This is a genomic window from Clostridium phoceensis, from assembly GCF_001244495.1.
Taxonomy (GTDB): domain Bacteria; phylum Bacillota; class Clostridia; order Oscillospirales; family Oscillospiraceae; genus Lawsonibacter; species Lawsonibacter asaccharolyticus.
This window is the reverse complement of the sequence record NZ_LN866274.1, coordinates 2,579,563-2,597,509: the sequence shown is the minus strand read 5'-3', so window position 1 is coordinate 2,597,509 and position 17,947 is coordinate 2,579,563. Positions and strand designations below refer to the sequence as shown.

Genomic DNA, 17,947 nt, shown 5'->3' with positions numbered 1-17,947 from the left:
ATGGACTGGAAGCTGATCCTCTGCATGGGGCTGGCGGCGGCCGGCCTGCTCTTTGGTCTGTCCCAGTGGCTGCGCGCCCGGCGTCAGTTGGAACGCATGGACCGGATGCTGGACCGGGCCATCGATGGGAGCTTTTTGGAGAGCTCCTTCGATGAGTCCGTCCCCTCCGCCCTGGAGTCCAAGATGTCCCGGTTCCTCAACGGCTCCGCCTCCTCCGCCCGGAATCTGGCGGAGGAAAAGAGCAAGATCGCGGCTCTGATCGCCGACGTGTCCCACCAGACCAAGACCCCCATCGCCAATCTGCTGCTGTACGCCTCCCTGATGGCGGAGAGCGAGCTGACCCCGGAACAGCGGGCCCAGGCCGAGGCCCTGAAGACCCAGGCGGAGAAACTCTCCTTCCTGGTGGATGCTTTAGTCAAGTCCTCCCGGCTGGACAACGGCATCCTCACTCTGTCCCCAGCACCTCACCCCATCCAGCCCCTGCTGGATGGGGCGGCCGCGCAGGGGCTGGCCGCCGCCGGACAGCGTGGCATTTCCCTCACTGTCCTGCCCTGGGAAGGCGCGGCCCGCTTTGACTCCAAGTGGACGGCGGAAGCCCTTTACAATGTTCTGGACAACGCCTTGAAATATACCCCGCCCGGCGGGACAGTGACCCTGTCCGTCACCGCCTACCATATGTTCTGCTGCATCCAGGTCTCAGACACCGGCCCCGGCATCCCGGAGGAGGAGCAGGCCCAGATCTTCTCCCGCTTTTACCGGGGGGCCGCCGTCCGGGAGCAGGAAGGGCTGGGGCTGGGCCTCTACCTCACCCGCCGCATCCTGACCAGCGAGGGGGGCTATATCCGGGTGTCCTCTCAGCCGGGAAAGGGCAGCACCTTCTCCCTCTATCTGCCACTGGAGTGACGGCTCCCCCGCGGCCCCGCCCCTGAAATCTTTCAGCTCTGAAAGATTTCAGAAAGAGTGTGGAAAGGATCTTTTGCTAGAATGGGCACTGTCAACAAGGGCAGCGCCCATTTTTATCCATAAGGAGCGATCAACATGACAATTTTGGAGACCAAGGATCTGAGAAAATTTTACGGCAGCGGCGACACCCAGGTGAAGGCCCTGGATGGGGTGGACCTGAGCGTGGAAAACGGGGAGTTCGTGGCCATCGTGGGCACCTCCGGCTCCGGCAAGTCCACCCTGCTCCACATGCTGGGAGGGCTGGACCGGCCCACCAGCGGCGCTGTGCTGGTGGACGGGAAGGACATCTTCTCCCTGAAGGACGAGGAGTTGACCATCTTCCGCCGACGGAAGATCGGCTTCGTGTTCCAGTCCTATAATCTGGTGCCGGTGCTGAGCGTGTATGAAAACATCGTCCTGCCCATCCAGCTGGACGGCGGCAAGGTGGACCAGTCTTATGTAAATCAGGTCATCGAGGCCCTGGGGCTGGAGCAGAAGCTCGAGAACCTGCCCAGCCAGCTCTCTGGGGGACAGCAGCAGCGCGTGGCCATCGCCCGGGCTCTGGCCACCAAGCCCGCTATCATCCTGGCCGACGAGCCCACAGGCAACCTGGACTCCAAAACCAGTCAGGACGTGCTCTCCCTGATGAAGGTCACCGGGCAGAAGTTCGCCCAGACCATGGTGATGATCACCCACAACGAGGAGATCGCCCAGATGGCCGACCGCATCGTCCGCATTGAGGACGGCAGGATCGTCAAGCGCTGAGGGGGTGGATTCCATGAACGTCTCCAACGGCAAGTGTATCCGAGATCTCTCCCGTAAGAGCCTGCGAGCCAACCGCACCCGGAACCTGATCGCGGTGCTGGCCATCGCCTTGACCACGGTGCTCTTCACCTCCCTGTTCACCATCGCCATGTCCATCAACGACGGCATCCAGCAGAACAACTTCCGCCAAGTGGGCGGCTTCTCCCACGGCGGGTTCAAGTACCTGACAGAGGAGCAGTTTCACGAATTGAAGGACGACCCCCTCATCGACCAGTGGGGTCTGCGGCGCTTTGTGGGCATGCCCAGTGAGGTGCCCTTCAACAAAAGCCATGTGGAGGTGGGCTACTCCGATGCCAACGAGGCCCACTGGATGTACTGCGACCCGGTTGAGGGGCGCCTGCCCCAGGAGGGCACCGATGAGGCCGCCACGGACACCCATGTGCTGGAGCTGATGGGGGTCACGCCGGAGATCGGCGCCAAGTTCACGCTCACCTTTGACGTGGACGGCCATGAGACCACCCAGACTTTCACCCTGTGCGGCTGGTGGGAATATGACGAGGCCATTGTGGCCAACCACATTCTGATCCCGGAGAGCCGGGCGGACGCCATCCTGACGGAGACCGGCGTGGTGCCCGGGCAGACCACGGACGGCATGACCGGGACCTATAACATGGATGTGATGCTGAAAAATGGGGCCCGAAATATTGCAGGCGACCTGGACCAGATCCTGGAAAACCATGGCTATCAGGCCGAGAGCTCCGCGCAGCCGGGCTATATCCATACCGGCGTCAACTGGGGCTACACCGGCGCCCAGCTGTCCGGCAGCATGGACCCCGCCACCTTCATCGCCATCTGCGCGGTGCTGCTGCTCATCATCTTCACCGGCTACCTCATCATTTACAATGTGTTCCAGATCTCCGTCACCAACGACATCCGCTTCTATGGCCTGCTGAAGACCATCGGCACCACCCCCCGGCAGCTGCGGCGCATCATCCGGCATCAGGCCCTGGCCCTGTCCCTGGCGGGCATCCCCCTGGGGCTGGTGCTGGGCTGGCTCATCGGCGGACAGCTGACGCCGGTGATCGTCCGGCAGGTGAACGGGGTGTCCAATGTGGTGTCAATGGACCCGATCATTTTTGCGGCCTCCACCCTGTTTTCCCTGGTGACCGTTCTTCTCTCCTGCCGCAAGCCGGGAAAAATGGCCGCCCGGGTCTCCCCCATCGAGGCGGTGCGCTACACCGAGGGCGGGAACCTGAAACGCAGAGCCAAGCGCAGAGCCAAGGGCGTCTCCCTCTTCTCCATGGCCTGGGCCAACCTGGGCCGCAGCCGGGGCAAGACGGCGGTCACCGTCCTCTCTCTGTCCCTGGCGGTGGTGCTGCTCACCGTGACGGTCACCTTCACTCAGGGCTTTGACATGGACAAGTATGTCTCCAACTTCACTGCCAGCGACTTCATCGTGGCCGACGCGGGCCAGTTTCAGACCGGCGGCGACGCCTATAACGACGAGATGGACGTGACGGAGGACGTGATCGCCGCCATCGACGCCCAGGGCGGCATCACCGGCGGCGGCTTGGTCTACGGAAAGACCTCCGCTGCGCTGGAGTTCGTCACCGAGGAGTACTACCGCTCCGTCTGGAGCCGCTGGAACACCCCCGAGCAGCTGGACAGCATGGTCCACTTCAAGGACCGCAATGAGGAGGGCCTGCTGGCCGACCGGGTGCAGCTCTACGGCATGGAGCAGTTCCCCCTGGACCACCTGACGGTGCTGGAGGGAGACCTGTCCAAGCTCAGTGAACCCGGCGGGCGGTATGTAGCCGCTGTGTACAGCGATGACGACTACGGCCGGCCCGAGTTGGGCTCCCACTGGGCCCGGCTGGGGGACACCGTCACCATCCGGTATGTGGAGGAATATGAGTACTATAATCCCGACACCGGAGAGGTGTACGGCCCATGGGAGAACGTGCCCGATGGTGCCAACTGGGTGGACCGGGCGGTGAAGTACCGGGACGTGGAGTACGAGGTGGCCGCCCTGGTGACCGTGCCCATGGCCCTGAGCTACCGCTATTACGGCGCGGATGAGTTCATCATGAACGACCAGACCTTCATCCAGGACACGGGCACGGACAGCGTCATGTACTATGCCTTCGACACCACGGATGAGGCCAACGCCGCCATGGAGTCCTTCCTGGCGGACTACACGGAAAATGTGAATCCCCAGTTCGACTATGAGAGCAAGTCCACTTACGCCGCGGAGTTTGAGGGGATGCGATCCATGTTCCTGCTGCTGGGCGGGGCCCTCAGCGGCATCGTGGGCCTGGTAGGGGTGCTGAACTTCTTCAACGCCATCCTCACCGGCATCATCACCAGGAAACGCGAGATGGCCGTCCTCCAGTCCATCGGCATGACCGGAAAGCAGCTGAAGACCATGCTGGTCTGTGAGGGCCTGCTGTACGCCCTGAGCTCTGTGCTCCTGTCCCTGGTCCTGGCGGTGGTCCTGGGCCCCCTGGCCTTCTCCGCCCTTCAGAGCATGTTCTGGTTCTTCACCTACCGCTTCACCCTGGCCCCCATCCTGGCGGTGGCTCCGGTGTTTGCCCTGCTGGGCGCCCTGGTCCCCCTGGCGGTGTACCGCTCCATCTCCAAACACACCGTGGTGGAGCGCCTGCGGGAGTCAGACAACTGACCAAACCATACAACGGGACAGCTCCTCCGCCTGTGCGGAGGAGCTGTCCCGTTGTATATCTCTCCATAGGGCCCACCGGATGGGGAGATGACAAAAAGGAGGAGCCGGGATCGAGCGGCTCCTCCTGTCCATCAGGGCTCAGCCATAGAACTTATGGCCCCCGATGGTGGTGATATGTGTTTTGTTCCGGGAAGCCCAGCTGTTGGAAGCTGAGTCAAAGTAGAGCGCCCCGGCGGCCTCCTCCACCACGGCGCCGTCCATCGCCAGCTTGGCGGCGATGATGCTGCCCTCGTTGGGGGTGCGCTTGGCCAGGCTGCCGGACCCGTAGGTGGGGAACTGGTTCTTCTGGGCCAGCACTCCTTCGATGGTATTGGGGAAGATCGGGCTCTTGACCCGGTTCAGGACTACGTTGGCCACGGCGATCTTACCATCCAGGCTCTGGTTCCCGCTCTCCGCGTAGACCACGCGGGACAGCCAGAACAGGTCGTCCTGGTTGTAGAAGGAGTCGCCGGAGGCGATGCCGCCGCTCCCCGTGGTGATGGAGGTGGTCCCGTCTGCCGGGTCCCAGCTCAGCTTGGCATCAAAGGCCTTGACCAGCTCCTTCAGCGGGACGACTACCCGCCCGGCCTCCATGCGGACGCCCTCGGGGACATAGAGATAGCGGCCGTTGGCCACCAGATACTGCTGGCCCACCTTGGCCGTCAGGTCCAGAACGGCGCTCTGGACCGCAGCGGTGCTGGAGCCCCCATCCCAGGTGATGGTCACGCTGGGGTCCAGGGTCTGAGCCATGGCGGCCAGCGCCACATAGGTGGTCCCCTGCTCCACAGTCTTTCCCATGTCCGCGGGGACGGGCTGGCCGTTCACCAGCAGGGTGTGGTCCAGGGCCACAGCGGGCTCGGCCGTGACCGAGGTCTGGGTCCCGTCGGAATTGATCGCCTCCAAATATATCTCGTCAGCGGAGATCTCTTCTGTATCCTGCGCTTCGATACCGGTCTGGATTCCGGTCTCAAGCACCTGCGCCGATCCGTCGGCGGAGGCGCTCTCCTCCTCGATCACAATGGCCGCGGCGGCGGAGTCCTGCTCCACACCGGCGCCCATCAGGAGGAGCAAGGCAAATGCGCACAGCAGTGTTGAAAACAGCTTGCGTTTCATTGTCTTCACTCCCTATTACAATTTGTGTCGAAACGGTGACACCAAAAGCAACGTTTTTGTTACTTTTGTTACCACATTGTAACCAATTCCTCAAACAGGCGCAAGGGCAAAATTGACTAGAGTTCTCTCTGAAATCTTGTGCATTTTTTCGGAATATTCCTAGTATAAGCCTTAGAATGACCGGTTAAGCCCTCTTTCCCCCTCCTCTGACGCATTTTTACATCCGTGCTCTTCTGCCTTTCTGCCCATTACTCGCTGTCTTCCTACCCGCCAGGCACGTCCACCTTTGGCCTTTTCCTCTGATAATTCCTTGACATCCCCTTTTTTCCGGGTACAATTGAGAAAAAAGGAGGCGTTCTTATGGCCTATTCGCTGTTCGAGACTGCGGAGCTGGGCCCGCTCATATCCAAAAACAGGACCGTGCGTTCCGCCACCAACGAGCACCTCTCCGATCCCAGTGGACAGATCACTCCCGCCTGGGTGGACTCCCTGGAGGCGCTGGCCCGGGGTGGAGTGGGCATCATCATCACGGGCCACCTGTCGGTGGACCGGGACCAGCGGGCAGATGAGGGGCAGGCGGTGCTGGATCAGGAGACGGACCCCGCCCTCCTCTCTCTGGCCGCCCAGCGGGTCCACCAGCACTGGGCCCTGCTCATTGCCCAGATCAGCCACAGCGGCGGGAAGGCGCGCCCCGGCGTCAACGGGCGGCCGCCCCTCTCCCCCGGCGATCTCACGCCCCAGCTGCTGGACAGGCTGGTGGAACAGTTCCGCCATGCGGCCCGGACGGCCCAGATGGCGGGCTTTGATGGGGTCCAGGTCCACTGTGCCCACAATTATCTGCTCTCCAGCTTCCTGAACCTCCGGTGGAACCACCGGGAGGATGCCTATGGCGGCAGCCTGGAGAATCGGTTCCGGTTGATCCGCCGGGTCCTGCTGGCTATCCGGGACGCCTGTGGTCCCCGCTTTGCCCTCCTGGTCAAGGTGGACAACGACAGCTGTGATGACCTGCCTGCCCTGCTCCGGCTCTTCCAGTCCGCCGGCGTGGACGGCATCGAGCTCAGCGGCCTGGACATGGCCCGCCGGGACGGGCAGAAGACCCCCTTCTTCCTGGACCGCCTGCTGGCTGCCTGGGAAGGCCTCACCGTACCCATCTTCCCGGTGGGAGGCGTCTTTTCCCGCGCTGCGGCAGAAAAGGTGCTGGCCGCCGGTGCCCCCTTTGTCTCCCTCTCCAGGGCGCTGATCTGTCAGCCCGACTTCGTGGAGCGGATGGAAAAAGGCCAGACAGAGAGCCCCTGCCTGGCCTGCAACCACTGCTACAATGTGTACCGCCAGCGCCCGGTGCGCTGTGTGCTCCATACCGAAGTCATCCCCCAGCTGGAGGCGGTGTTCGGCCCCTACCCCACCTGACTTTCCCCGGGCCCGTTCCCCGGATCGGGAGCGGGCCCGCTCACACTTTTGCCCGCCGGTCCCCGCCCTTAAAAAAGAAAACAGAAAAAAATAGAAAAAAGGACTTGACTCCAGCGGAAAAGCTGGTATAATACATTTTGCTGTCACGGTCGACCGCAGACAGCGCCATGGAGAGATGGCTGAGCTGGTCGAAGGCGCACGATTGGAAATCGTGTAACGGCTAATACCCGTTCGAGGGTTCGAATCCCTCTCTCTCCGCCACGCCGGAGCAAAGTCCGCTTTGCTCCGGCGATTTTTTATCTTTCCAGGCGGGCGCTCCGCCGCCTCGCCCCACCCACTTCAGGAGGGATCTCTTATGGATCTGTGCGACATCCAGCAAATCAAGGCCTTGTTGTCCCGGCACGGCTTTCACTTCTCCAAGTCCATGGGGCAGAATTTTCTGGTGGAGGACTGGGTGCCCCGGGACATTGCGGAGGCATCCGGCGCCTCCCCTTCCTGCGGTGTGCTGGAGGTGGGCCCCGGCATCGGCCCCCTCACCCAGGAGCTCTCCCGGCGGGCCGGGCGAGTGGTCTCTGTGGAACTGGACCGGTCCCTCCTCCCCATCCTGTCAGAGACCATGGCCGGCCGGGAAAATGTGGAGATCGTTCCAGGAGACATCCTGAAGACTGATCTGGCTGCCCTGACAGCGGAAAAGTTCCCCGGCCTTACGCCGCTGGCCTGTGCCAATCTTCCTTATAATATTACCTCCCCCGCCATCACCGCCCTGATCCAGGCGGGGGTCTTCGCCGCCATCACCGTCATGATTCAGCGAGAGGTAGCCCTGCGTATCTGCGCCCGGCCTGGGACACCGGATTACGGGGCCTTCTCCGTCTTCTGCCAGTACCACACCGCCCCGGAGCTGCTCTTCGAGGTCCCCCCCTCCTGCTTTATCCCCGCACCCAAGGTGACCTCCGCCGTCCTGCGGATGACGCCCCGGCCCGCCCCGGCCGAGGTGGATGACGAGGCCCACTTCTTTCGGGTGGTCCGGGCCGCCTTCGCCCAGCGCCGAAAGACCCTGGCCAACAGCCTCACCTCCTCCCTGTCCGGCCTGTACACGAAAGAGGACATCCAGGAGGCTATCCGGATCTGCGGCCTCGCCCCGGACGTCCGCGGGGAACGGCTTGGCATCCCGGAGTTCGCAGCCCTCTCGAAGGCCCTGCGGGCCCAGCCCCAATGAGCCCCTGCGTCCTATTTCTGAAACACAGTGTGCGCCAATAGAGACCGGGCCTTCCCAGACGGGAAGGCCCGGTCTCTATTGGGTTCACACCGCCCGCATCCGGTGGTCGGTGCCCACCGCAGCCGCGGCCGCGAGGATGGCGCCCCCCGCCCCTGCCATGATCCACCGCAGAGAGACCACATCGGCCAGGGGGCCAAAGATGGCCATGCCCAAAGGCAGGCACCCGGCGTACATGGTGCTGAGCAGTCCGAACACCCTGCCCTGCATGTCCGCCTCTGTGTGCTCCTGAAGCATGGTGGTGATCGCCGTCTGCACCACCGTCAGTGCTGTCCCGTACAGCGCCATCAGCCCCAGATAAGGGACAAAGTGCCGGGACAGCCCCATCCCTGCCGCCAGGACGCCAAAAGCCAGCAGGCCCGCCGTCAGGGTCCTCCCCCTGCGCCGGAAGCCGCCCCAGGTGCTCATCAGCACTCCTCCTGCTATCATCCCCGCAAAGCCGGCCAGCTCCACCGCTGTAAGATGCCAATAGGTCTCCCCAAAGGTCCGCCGGACAAAGAGGCCCGCCAGATACCCCCCTGGCACGCAGAAAAAGGTGACCAGCCCGTATAGTACCAGCAGCCTCCCCGCCAGCCTGTGGGAGAAAGCACAGCTCACCCCGGCACGGATATCAGCCAGGAGGGGAGACCGCTCCCTAGTCCCTCTCTGTCCGGGCAGCGCCAGGCAGGACAGCAGACCTGTCCCCACGACCGCCGTCACCACATCGATTATCAGGGTGGTGCGCAGATCACTCACCGCGAATACAGCGCCTGCCGCCGCCGGGGCGGCGAAATTCACCAGCGACTGCATGGCGGCATTGAGGCCGTTGTACCGCATGAGCTGGTCCTCCGGGACCAGCTGGGGAATGGCCGCGTTCACCGCCGGGGCCTGGATGCCGGCCCCCAGGGAACGGAGGAGCGACATGACCAGCAGGCCGCCCAGCAGGGCCGGGCCCGACGGGATGTGGGGAAGCGCAGGGATCATAGCCAAGGTGGCGCAGGCAATCAGGACATCCGCTCCGATGATGAGTGCCTTTCTGTTGTACCGGTCCGCCCAAACACCGCCTAAAAAGGAGACCAGAAACTGTGGCAGATAGGAGCAGACAGAGAAGGCGGCCACCCACCCGCCGCTGGCGGTCTCCATAGCCGCGTACCAGACCAGGGCCATCTGCACCAGGGTGGAGCCGAACAGGGTGATGCACTGGCTGGTCAGAAAGAGCAGAGCCCTTTTTCGCCATCCGGAGGGCTGTCTGTTATCTGTCATCCCGCCCCTCCTCTCCCCGGGGAAGGAGCACCAGGCGCTGGGTGGGGTAGCCGAACTCCGTCAACAGCTCACGCTGGGCAAAGCCCAGTTCCAGCAGCAGGGCCCGGTGCCCCGTGTCCGCCCTGTCCCGTTCCCGGTAGGTGGTGGTGCTGATCTGCTGATCGGGCAGACAGGTCTCCGTCAGTACGTCCAGAAACAGCCGCTGGAGCCCCCGCCTCCGGTACTGGGGGTGCACCCCCAGAAACTCGATGCGTCCCGGCCCCGTGGAGAAGGCCAGAGCCCCCGCCAAGGTGTCACCCTCCCCCAGGACCAGGGCGTGTCCGGCGCGAATGCTCTCCCGCAGCTGCTCCAGATACGCCCCCTCGTCCATGGCGGGATAGCCGTCGATCACCAGACGCATCAGCTCCATCCAGGCAGGGATATCTCTCTCTTCTGCCAGCCGGATCTCCTCCTTTCTGAACGCTTCCCTGCCCCTCTCCATACGGAGGGTAAAGGGCAGCTGGAGGGGATAGAAGTTCCCAGCCGCCCGGTAAGCCGCAGGAGGCGCCTTGTACATGCTCTTAAACGCCTGGGAGAAGGACTGCTGGCTCTCGTATCCGCACTGCAGAGCGATCTGGCTGATGGGCCGTCGGGAAAAAGCCAGCAGCTTGGCCGCCTCAGTGAGCCGGCGGCGCTGCACATAGTCATGAAGCGTCATTCCCACCGTCTCTGTGAACATGCGGTGCAGGTGGTATTTGGAGTAGTGGACCGCCTCCGCCACCGTCTCCAGTTCCAGCCTGCCGCCCAGGCGGCTCTCGATATACCTGATGACGGTCTGTATCCCACGGACCGCTCTGTCTTCCATTGAAGCCCCTCCTCTCTGGATGGTATGATAACAGATTTCATGGAAAATGGCTTCCTCATTCTTGCGGTTTTAAAATTTTCCTCCAAAATGTAAGGGTGCAGCCTGACTTGTTTTGGCCCTGATGAGCTCCTGAAAAACTTGCCCTTGCCATTCTTCGGAAAATGGAGTATAATATTTTCACGAAATTTTCCAAGAAATTTTGTTGAAAATAGGAGGATTGCCCCATGGAAACTTATGGACTGGAACAGCTGGGCATTATCAGCCCCAGCGCTGTGTATCGGAACCTCTCCCCTGCCATTCTGGTGGAGAAGGCGCTGGCCCGGGGCGAGGGCAAGCTGAATTCCACGGGCGCCCTGTGCGTCAACACCGGGAAATATACCGGACGCTCTCCCAACGACAAGTTCATCGTGGACTCCGCCGGTGTCCATGACGAGATCGCCTGGGGCAAGGTCAACGTCCCCACCACCCAGGAGGTCTTTGACGCCTTGTATGAGAAAATGGTGGCCTATCTCCAGAACCGGGAGATCTTTATCTTTGACGGCTTTGCCGGTGCGGACCCCAAATACACCAAAGCTTTCCGGGTGATCAACGAGCTGGCCAGCCAGAACCTTTTCATCCACCAGCTTCTGCTGCGTCCCACGGAAGAGGCGCTTGCCAATTACAAGCCTGACTTCACCATCATCTGCGCCCCCGGCTTTAAGTGCATCCCTGAGCGGGACCATGTGAACTCGGAGGCCGCCATCATGATCGACTATGAGAAGAAGATGGTGCTCATCGCAGGCAGCCAGTACGCCGGTGAGATCAAGAAGTCGGTCTTCTCCGTCATGAACTACCTCATGCCCAAGGAGGGCGTCTTCCCCATGCACTGCTCCGCCAACATCGGTGAGGCCGGGGACTCCGCCATCTTCTTCGGCCTGTCCGGCACCGGCAAGACCACCCTGTCCGCCGATCCCAACCGCAAGCTCATTGGCGATGACGAGCACGGCTGGGCGGATGACTCTGTCTTTAATTTCGAGGGCGGCTGCTACGCCAAGTGCATTGACCTGACCGAGGAGCGGGAGCCCGAGATCTTCCGGGCCATCAAGTTCGGCGCCTTGGTGGAGAACGTCATCATGGACGAGGAGACCCGCGTCCCCGACTACTCCGACGGCAGCCTGACTGAGAACACCCGCGTGGGCTACCCCGTGGACTATATCCCCAATGCCGCCATCCCCGGCATCGGCGGCACCCCCAAAACGGTGATCTTCCTCACCGCCGACGCCTACGGCGTCATGCCCCCCATCTCCAAGCTGAACGAGAAGCAGGCCATGTACTACTTTGTCTCCGGCTTCACCAGCAAGCTGGCGGGCACCGAGCGGGGCATCACCTCCCCCGTGCCCACCTTCTCCACCTGCTTCGGCGCCCCGTTCATGCCTCTGGACCCCTCCGTCTATGCCGGGATGCTGGCTGAGAAGGTGGCCAAGTCCGGCGCCAACGTCTATCTGGTCAACACCGGCTGGTGCGGCAACAGCGGCAAGCGCATGAATCTGAAGTACACCCGCGCTATGGTCACCGCCGCCCTCAACGGCGAGCTGGAAAAAGCGGAGTTCGTCACCGACCCCTACTTCGGCGTTCAAGTGCCTACCTCCTGCCCCGGTGTGCCCGACGAGCAGATGATCCCCGCCAAGCAGTGGGGGGACGACACCGCCGGTTACGAGGCCAAGGCCAAGGAGCTGGCCAAGTCCTTTGTGGAGAACTTCAAGAAGTACACCCATATGCCTGCCGATGTGGTGGCAGCCGGCCCCAACGCCGAGTAAAGCTGGCAGAACTCTATGGGGCGCCGCAGATGCGGCGCCCCATTTCTATGAGGAGGTGGACCCATGAAGCGATATCAGATGTCAGAATCCATGCCGGTGGGCCTCCTGCTGGCACTGGCGGGCGGGATCTTGGATTCCTATACCTATTTGAACCGGGGACAGGTATTCGCCACCGCTGAGACCGGGAACCTGGTCCTGCTGGGCATCCATTTGGCCCAGGGAGAGCTGGGCCGGGTCCTCTCCTGCCTCTTTCCCATTCTCGCCTTTGCCCTGGGCGTCCTGACTACCGAGGGGCTTCGCCGCCGCCTGAGCTCCGGCCGGGTCCACTGGAGGCAGCCCATCCTGGCGGCGGAGTGCCTGGTCATCCTGGTGGTCTCCTTCCTGCCTCAGGGAGATCTGGACGCCCTGGCCAATGTGCTCATCGCCTTTACCAGCGCCATCCAGATCGAGAGTTTCCGAAAATTTGCAGGCTGCGGATGCGCCACCACCATGTGCACCGGCAACCTGAGGAGCGGCACCGAGCACCTGTTCCGCTGGCTCCACCACCGTGAGGGGACCTCTGGCCGCAGCACTCTGGTCTATTACGGGCTGATCCTCTCCTTCGTCGCCGGCGCGGTCCTCAGCGGACTGCTCACCCCCCTCTTTGGGACGCGGACGGTCCTGGCCGCCTGCCTGCCCCTCCTGCTCTCTCTGGCGCTGATGTTCCGGCTGCCGGACCCCACATAGCCAAATGGGAAAGTGGGCCGCACCCCGCAGGGGGCGCGGCCCACTCCATTACTCTGCCACCGGAACGTGGGACAACACTGCGTCCCGCAGGAAGCGGGCGCAGCCGGGAACGCTTTTGTCATAATAGGCCGTAAAGCGTTCATCCTGTACATACAGCTCCGCCAGTCCTCGGTGCCTGGCCGGATCGTAGGGGCTGCTGCCAAAGGACAGCCACGCCCGGTGCAGCTCCGCCAGCGCTCGGCCGGCCTCCCCTGCCGGGTCCGCGCCGGAGCGGACGGCCTCCTCCAGCTTCCTCTGGATGGCTTCACCGATGTCCTTCCAGCTCTGATACCGCTCAGGAGTCAGGTCCAAAATGTCCCGGCTGGCCCGCTCCGCCTCCTCGTCTCCGTACTTCTCCCGGATCTCCGCCCCGTAGCGCGCCTCGTTTTCCTCCACGGCGCGCCGCTTGAACGCCTCAAACTTTGCCTCGTCGCTCATAAACTCATTCCTTTCTTCTGACAGGATCGTCCGCTTTACAGTATGGATCAATTCCTGGATACGCCCCTCTTCCTTTTCCAAGGCGGCCAGATGGCCCCGGAGCGCGTCCAGCCGGTCAAAGGATGGATCATCCAGAATGGCTCCGATCCGGGCCAGCTCCACCCCGAGGGCCCGGTAAAACAGGATCTGCTGGAGCCGGTCTACCTCCGCCCCGCCGTAATATCGGTATCCATTCTCGCCGATGCGGCTGGGCGTGAGCAGACCGATCCGGTGGTACCAGCGCAGGGTGCGGGTGGTCACCCCGGCCAGTTCCGCCAGCTTCTGAATGGTGTATTCCATAGGCGTCCCTCCTTTGACTGAGTCCATTCTACCCGTTTACGCTGCGTCAATGTCAAGTCTGTTTTTTCATTTTTTCTGCGGTCACGCCCCGTGGCCTTTTCCCCGGTTTTCGGCAAGGCTGCGGGCGCGAACCCTGTCCACAACTGCAGTGCCCTCTGCCCTTGGCAGAGGGCACTGGTCTTTTATATCTTAGCCGCTTTACTGGTCCTGTCCTTCCTTTCTGCTCTCCTTCCGTTTTTTACGCAGTATGCTCCGCCCGATCACCACGCCGGCCGCCGCGATCACGGCCAGCACGACCAGGCCGAACACATGGTAGGAGATCCAGATTAGCATGCCCTGGAAGCCATCCACCAGCCCCTCCAGGCTGGCGGAGAAGCCGGCCGCCATTTTGGCTCCCAGCGAGGAGGTCTCTCCCGGCTCCTCCGTAACCTTCGTCACCTCCTGAAGGGTCAGGTCGATGGTGGAGAAGCTCACAAGGCTGTCATACTGATTCATGGTGGAGCTGTACTGTTCGATCTCATACTCCACGTCGCTCAGGGCGCTCTCCAGGGAGATGATGTCCTCCATCACCTCTGCTTCCGCCAGAAGGGCCTGGAGCCGCTCCTGCTTGGTGCGCAGGGTCTTCAGACGGGCCTCGGTGTCATAGTACTGGGTGCTGATGTTCTCTGTGCTCTCTGTCTTACTGGCCAGGTAGCCCAGCTCCCCTGCATCCTGCAAAAAGCCGGTGTAGGCATCCTCCGGCACACGGATGACATAGGAGCCATACCGGTTTGCGTTCACGTTCCGATAGCTCCCGCCCTCCACCGCGGCGCTCTCGAAATAGCCCCCCGCCTGATTCACCATCTCGTTCAGCTGCTGAGCCGCCTGGTCGAACTCGGTGGTCTCCACATACAGCTCCGCCCGGCGGACCAGCTTGGCGTCCGGGTCCTGGTAGACCGGGCTCTCCTGAGGGGACTGGCTTGGGCTCTCCACCTCATAGATCCCGCCAAATTCCGCGGTCTCCCCGCCGGCAGCCCCCGGCGTGCTGGAGGCAGTCTGATCCGCCGGCGCCCCATTCCCGCCGCCGCTTCCGCAGGCGGGCAGCAGCAGGACCAGGGCCAGCATCAGGGGAAAAAGCGCGCGTTTCATGGTTCGCTTCATGGTATCGCTCCTCCTTTTCATCGTTTCCGCAAGGCAAAGATCAGGTCTCTCTGTCCGATTAGACGCCTCCGCCTGGAAAAAGTTCCGCACCTCCGCCCCCTTTTTTTCATAGAATGGGAAAAAATCGGGAGGTAATCGTATGCCTATCATCTATCTCTCCCCCTCCACACAGGAGTGGAACTACTACGTCAACGGCGGGACCGAGGAGGAATACATGAATCTCCTGGCGGACAAGATGGTCCCCTATCTGGACGCCTCCGGCATCCGGTATGACCGGAACACCCCCAGTATGACGGCGGCCGACTCCATCGCCGCCTCCAACGCGGGAAACTTTGACCTCCACCTGGCCCTCCACTCCAACGCCGCCCCTGAGGGACAGTACGGCACTTCCAGAGGTTCCATTGCTTTCTATTACCCCGGCAGCATCCAGGGCAAGTGGGCCGCCGACATCATCGCCAACAATCTGCGCTCCATCTACCCCCTGCCGGACAAGGTCCGGGCGGTATCCACCACAACGCTGGGCGAAGTGCGGAAGGTCCGGGCCCCTGCCGTCCTCCTGGAGCTGGCCTTCCACGACAACCTGGACGACGCCGCCTGGATCAAAAACAACTTGGATGAGATCGCCCGCAACCTGGTCCTCTCGGTCACTGAGTTCTTCGGACTGCCCTTCCTGACTCCGATCCCCGCCCGCTCCGGCATGGTGGATGTGAACTGGGGCTCCCTCAATATCCGCAGCCGCCCCTCCCTGGACGCCCCCGTTCTGGCCCAGGCCCCGGACGGTGCGCTCCTCACCATCATCAACCAATGGCAGGACTGGTATCTGGTCAACTATAACGGCACCATTGGCTACGCCAAAGACAGCTTCGTGACGCTGAACTGATGCAAGGAGGTTTCTATGGATATCCATGTTGTCAAACCGGGCGATACCCTGTACTCCATCGCCCTTTCCCACGGCGTGCCCATGTCCCGTCTGCTGGAGGACAATCAACTCCCTGACCCCTCCCGGCTGGTGGTGGGACAGACCATCGTGATCGAGTACCCGGAGCGCACCTATGTGGTCCGCTCCGGCGATACGCTCTTCTCCATCGCTCAGGCCAACGGCCTGACTGTCAAGACCCTGCTCCGCAACAACCCCTCTCTGGCGGGGGAGGACCGCATCTTTCCAGGGCAGGAGCTGGTCCTCGCCTACCGCCAGGAGAAACAGGGGACCCTCACCGTCAACGGATACGCCTACCCCCACATCGACCGCGCCCTGCTCCAGCGCACCCTCCCCTATCTCAGCGGCCTGCTCCCCTTCTCCTACGAGGCCACCGCCCTGGGGGAGCTCACCCCGCTGGACGACGTGGCCCTGGTGGATGCGGCCAAACAGATGGGGGTGGTCCCCATCATGAACATCACCAACCTGACACCGGACGGCATGTTCTCGCCGGAGCTGGCCCATATCATCCTCTCCGATCCCGCCATCCAGGAGAAACTGGCCGCCAACGTGATGGAGGTCATCCGTGCCCGCAGCTATCAGGGGCTGGACGTGGACTTTGAATCCATCTACGCCGAGGATGCCCAGTCTTATGTGTCCTTCATCTCCCGCCTGCGGGAGCTTGCCGCGCCCATGGGCATCCCGGTCCTTGTGGCTGTAGCCCCCAAGTCCTACGCCAACCAGCCGGGTCTGCTCTATGAGGGGATGGACTACGCCGGGCTGGGCCGGGCCGCTGATCTGATATTCCTCATGACCTATGAGTGGGGCTACTCCTACGGTCCCCCTATGGCCATCTCCCCCATCCGCAGCATGCGCACCGTGATCGAGTACGCCCTGAAGGAGATCCCAGCAGAGAAGCTCCTGCTGGGCATCCCGAATTATGGCTATGACTGGCAGATCCCCTACTCCCAGTCCAGAAAGGCGGTCTCCATCTCCAACCAGTACGCCGTCTCCCTGGCCGCCCGCTACTATGCTGCCATCCGGTTCGACGAGTCGGTCCAGGCCCCCTGGTTCCGGTACGTGGACGAGCGGGGGCAGGAGCACGAGGTCTGGTTCGAGGATGCCCGCAGCATCAGGGCCAAGCTGAGTCTGGTCCCGGAATACGGCCTGCGTGGGGTGGGGTACTGGAACCTGATGCGTCCCTTCCCCCAGAACTGGGTGATCCTCAACGCCCTGTATCACATTCGGGAAGGGCTGTAACATTTTTCTCTCCGCCGCTGGATTTTTGTCCTCCTTTGTAGTAAAATGAGGTATCATTTGTGCAAAGGAGGACATTTTCATGTCTGTTGAAATTGGCCTGAAGGGCCGCGCGGAGGAGACGGTGACCGACGCGAATACCGCTCAGGCCGCCTGCTCTGGCGCTCTGCCCGTCTACGGTACGCCCTTTATGACCGCTCTGATGGAAAAGGCGGCCTGGACCTCCATCGCCCCCCACCTGGCGCCGGGCGAAAGCACGGTGGGCACTGCCATGAACATCACCCACATCTCCGCCTCCCCCGTAGGCATCCGGGTCTGGGCGGAGAGCGAGGTCACCCTGGTGGACGGCAAGCGCATCGAGCTGAAGGTGGCCGCCTATGACCAGGCGGGCAAGATCGGTGAGGGCACCCACCAGCGCTTTATCGTCACGGATGACCGCTTTCTGGCCAAGGCGGCCCGGAAACTGGAGGGCTGAGCGGCATGTCCATTGAAAAAGTCCGGCAATATTTCCAGCCTTTAGGCCGTGAGCAGGATATCCTGGAATTTGAGACCTCCAGCGCCACGGTGGAGCTGGCCGCCCAAGCCGCCGGCGTCATCCCCGCCCGGATCGCCAAGACCCTCTCCTTCCTGGTGGACGAGGGCTGTGTGCTGATTGTGACCGCAGGGGACGCCAAAATCGACAATTCCAAGTTCAAAGCCATGTTCCACACCAAGGCAAAGATGCTCAGTCCTGAGCAGGTATATTCCTTTACAGGCCATGCGGTGGGCGGCGTCTGCCCTTTTGCCAACCCGGATGGGGTGCGTACCTACCTGGATGTGTCCCTCCAGCGCTTCGAGACTGTCTTCCCCGCGGCGGGCAGCAGCAACTCCGCGATCCAGCTCACCTGTGACGAGCTGGCGGAGTACTCCCACAGCCTGGGATGGATCGACGTGTGCAAGGGCTGGCAAGAGACCCCCTGACCCTGTTTTCCCATCAGAAAGGAGCGCCCTG

Annotated in this window: 16 protein-coding genes and 1 tRNA gene; 12 read left to right on the top strand and 5 right to left on the bottom strand. The window is 62.4% G+C overall.

Annotated features, from left to right (window positions below; translation table 11 throughout):
• The 3 genes from BN1969_RS13415 to BN1969_RS13405 all read left to right on the top strand — a co-directional run bounded on the left by BN1969_RS13415 (window position 1) and on the right by BN1969_RS13405 (window position 4,387).
• Window positions 1–903, top strand: coding sequence for a sensor histidine kinase (locus BN1969_RS13415; RefSeq protein WP_050624766.1), 903 nt, complete (start codon window positions 1–3; stop codon window positions 901–903).
• Between the two features lie 135 nt (window positions 904–1,038).
• Window positions 1,039–1,707, top strand: a complete 669-nt coding sequence (locus BN1969_RS13410; protein WP_050624765.1) for an ABC transporter ATP-binding protein — start codon at window positions 1,039–1,041, stop codon at window positions 1,705–1,707.
• 13 nt (window positions 1,708–1,720) lie between these two features.
• Window positions 1,721–4,387: an ABC transporter permease gene (locus tag BN1969_RS13405; RefSeq protein WP_050624764.1), complete on the top strand. Its 2,667-nt coding sequence runs from the start codon at window positions 1,721–1,723 to the stop codon at window positions 4,385–4,387.
• Window positions 4,388–4,525: 138 nt separating this feature from the next.
• Here BN1969_RS13405 and BN1969_RS13400 read toward each other — a convergent pair whose 3' ends face one another.
• Complete coding sequence (locus BN1969_RS13400) at window positions 4,526–5,539, bottom strand: cell wall hydrolase (protein WP_050624763.1); 1,014 nt, start codon at window positions 5,537–5,539, stop codon at window positions 4,526–4,528.
• Window positions 5,540–5,899: 360 nt separating this feature from the next.
• Here BN1969_RS13400 and BN1969_RS13395 point away from each other — a divergent pair, with 360 nt between their 5' ends.
• From BN1969_RS13395 to rsmA, 3 genes are all read left to right on the top strand, one after another.
• Complete coding sequence (locus tag BN1969_RS13395) at window positions 5,900–6,946, top strand: NADH:flavin oxidoreductase (protein WP_050624762.1); 1,047 nt, start codon at window positions 5,900–5,902, stop codon at window positions 6,944–6,946.
• Between the two features lie 169 nt (window positions 6,947–7,115).
• Window positions 7,116–7,207 (top strand) — tRNA-Ser (locus BN1969_RS13390).
• Between the two features lie 94 nt (window positions 7,208–7,301).
• Window positions 7,302–8,162, top strand: a complete 861-nt coding sequence (gene rsmA / locus BN1969_RS13385; RefSeq protein WP_050624761.1) for a 16S rRNA (adenine(1518)-N(6)/adenine(1519)-N(6))-dimethyltransferase RsmA — start codon at window positions 7,302–7,304, stop codon at window positions 8,160–8,162.
• An 84-nt stretch (window positions 8,163–8,246) separates the two neighbouring features.
• Here rsmA and BN1969_RS13380 read toward each other — a convergent pair whose 3' ends face one another.
• A complete protein-coding gene (locus tag BN1969_RS13380; RefSeq protein WP_050624760.1) occupies window positions 8,247–9,461 on the bottom strand; it encodes an MFS transporter in 1,215 nt (404 codons plus the stop codon).
• The gene (locus BN1969_RS13375; RefSeq protein WP_050624759.1) at window positions 9,451–10,305 is read right to left on the bottom strand and encodes a GNAT family N-acetyltransferase; all 855 of its coding nucleotides are present in this window, start codon (window positions 10,303–10,305) and stop codon (window positions 9,451–9,453) included. The genes BN1969_RS13380 and BN1969_RS13375 overlap by 11 nt, the downstream gene beginning before the upstream one ends.
• Before the next feature lie 224 nt (window positions 10,306–10,529).
• Between BN1969_RS13375 and pckA the strand changes: the two genes are divergently transcribed.
• Both pckA and BN1969_RS13365 read left to right on the top strand, forming a co-directional pair.
• Window positions 10,530–12,101, top strand: coding sequence for a phosphoenolpyruvate carboxykinase (ATP) (pckA, locus tag BN1969_RS13370; protein WP_050624758.1), 1,572 nt, complete (start codon window positions 10,530–10,532; stop codon window positions 12,099–12,101).
• A gap of 63 nt (window positions 12,102–12,164) precedes the next feature.
• Window positions 12,165–12,827, top strand: coding sequence for a YoaK family protein (locus tag BN1969_RS13365; RefSeq protein WP_050624757.1), 663 nt, complete (start codon window positions 12,165–12,167; stop codon window positions 12,825–12,827).
• 48 nt (window positions 12,828–12,875) lie between these two features.
• On the opposite strand, the gene BN1969_RS13360 is transcribed toward BN1969_RS13365, so the two are convergent.
• Both BN1969_RS13360 and BN1969_RS13355 read right to left on the bottom strand, forming a co-directional pair.
• A complete protein-coding gene (locus tag BN1969_RS13360; RefSeq protein ID WP_050624756.1) occupies window positions 12,876–13,643 on the bottom strand; it encodes a MerR family transcriptional regulator in 768 nt (255 codons plus the stop codon).
• 198 nt (window positions 13,644–13,841) lie between these two features.
• Window positions 13,842–14,783: a DUF4349 domain-containing protein gene (locus tag BN1969_RS13355; RefSeq protein WP_050624755.1), complete on the bottom strand. Its 942-nt coding sequence runs from the start codon at window positions 14,781–14,783 to the stop codon at window positions 13,842–13,844.
• Window positions 14,784–14,922: 139 nt separating this feature from the next.
• Here BN1969_RS13355 and BN1969_RS13350 point away from each other — a divergent pair, with 139 nt between their 5' ends.
• The 4 genes from BN1969_RS13350 to BN1969_RS13335 all read left to right on the top strand — a co-directional run bounded on the left by BN1969_RS13350 (window position 14,923) and on the right by BN1969_RS13335 (window position 17,916).
• Window positions 14,923–15,663 (top strand): N-acetylmuramoyl-L-alanine amidase, encoded by a 741-nt coding sequence (locus tag BN1969_RS13350; RefSeq protein ID WP_050624754.1) that lies wholly within the window; start codon window positions 14,923–14,925, stop codon window positions 15,661–15,663.
• Between the two features lie 15 nt (window positions 15,664–15,678).
• Window positions 15,679–16,959, top strand: a complete 1,281-nt coding sequence (locus BN1969_RS13345; protein ID WP_050624753.1) for a LysM peptidoglycan-binding domain-containing protein — start codon at window positions 15,679–15,681, stop codon at window positions 16,957–16,959.
• Between the two features lie 79 nt (window positions 16,960–17,038).
• Window positions 17,039–17,431, top strand: coding sequence for a thioesterase family protein (locus tag BN1969_RS13340; RefSeq protein WP_050624752.1), 393 nt, complete (start codon window positions 17,039–17,041; stop codon window positions 17,429–17,431).
• A 5-nt stretch (window positions 17,432–17,436) separates the two neighbouring features.
• Complete coding sequence (locus BN1969_RS13335; protein WP_050624751.1) at window positions 17,437–17,916, top strand: YbaK/EbsC family protein; 480 nt, start codon at window positions 17,437–17,439, stop codon at window positions 17,914–17,916.
• The last annotated feature ends 31 nt before the right edge of the window (window positions 17,917–17,947 follow it).

What these genes read in the sequence shown, in the direction of transcription:
- BN1969_RS13415 (WP_050624766.1), top strand. Translation starts at nt 1, where the DNA reads ATGGACTGGAAGCTGATCCTCTGCATGGGGCTGGCGGCGGCCGGCCTG.
- BN1969_RS13410 (WP_050624765.1), top strand. Translation starts at nt 1,039, where the DNA reads ATGACAATTTTGGAGACCAAGGATCTGAGAAAATTTTACGGCAGCGGC.
- BN1969_RS13405 (WP_050624764.1), top strand. Translation starts at nt 1,721, where the DNA reads ATGAACGTCTCCAACGGCAAGTGTATCCGAGATCTCTCCCGTAAGAGC.
- BN1969_RS13400 (WP_050624763.1), bottom strand. Translation starts at nt 5,539, where the DNA reads ATGAAACGCAAGCTGTTTTCAACACTGCTGTGCGCATTTGCCTTGCTC.
- BN1969_RS13395 (WP_050624762.1), top strand. Translation starts at nt 5,900, where the DNA reads ATGGCCTATTCGCTGTTCGAGACTGCGGAGCTGGGCCCGCTCATATCC.
- rsmA (WP_050624761.1), top strand. Translation starts at nt 7,302, where the DNA reads ATGGATCTGTGCGACATCCAGCAAATCAAGGCCTTGTTGTCCCGGCAC.
- BN1969_RS13380 (WP_050624760.1), bottom strand. Translation starts at nt 9,461, where the DNA reads ATGACAGATAACAGACAGCCCTCCGGATGGCGAAAAAGGGCTCTGCTC.
- BN1969_RS13375 (WP_050624759.1), bottom strand. Translation starts at nt 10,305, where the DNA reads ATGGAAGACAGAGCGGTCCGTGGGATACAGACCGTCATCAGGTATATC.
- pckA (WP_050624758.1), top strand. Translation starts at nt 10,530, where the DNA reads ATGGAAACTTATGGACTGGAACAGCTGGGCATTATCAGCCCCAGCGCT.
- BN1969_RS13365 (WP_050624757.1), top strand. Translation starts at nt 12,165, where the DNA reads ATGAAGCGATATCAGATGTCAGAATCCATGCCGGTGGGCCTCCTGCTG.
- BN1969_RS13360 (WP_050624756.1), bottom strand. Translation starts at nt 13,643, where the DNA reads ATGGAATACACCATTCAGAAGCTGGCGGAACTGGCCGGGGTGACCACC.
- BN1969_RS13355 (WP_050624755.1), bottom strand. Translation starts at nt 14,783, where the DNA reads ATGAAGCGAACCATGAAACGCGCGCTTTTTCCCCTGATGCTGGCCCTG.
- BN1969_RS13350 (WP_050624754.1), top strand. Translation starts at nt 14,923, where the DNA reads ATGCCTATCATCTATCTCTCCCCCTCCACACAGGAGTGGAACTACTAC.
- BN1969_RS13345 (WP_050624753.1), top strand. Translation starts at nt 15,679, where the DNA reads ATGGATATCCATGTTGTCAAACCGGGCGATACCCTGTACTCCATCGCC.
- BN1969_RS13340 (WP_050624752.1), top strand. Translation starts at nt 17,039, where the DNA reads ATGTCTGTTGAAATTGGCCTGAAGGGCCGCGCGGAGGAGACGGTGACC.
- BN1969_RS13335 (WP_050624751.1), top strand. Translation starts at nt 17,437, where the DNA reads ATGTCCATTGAAAAAGTCCGGCAATATTTCCAGCCTTTAGGCCGTGAG.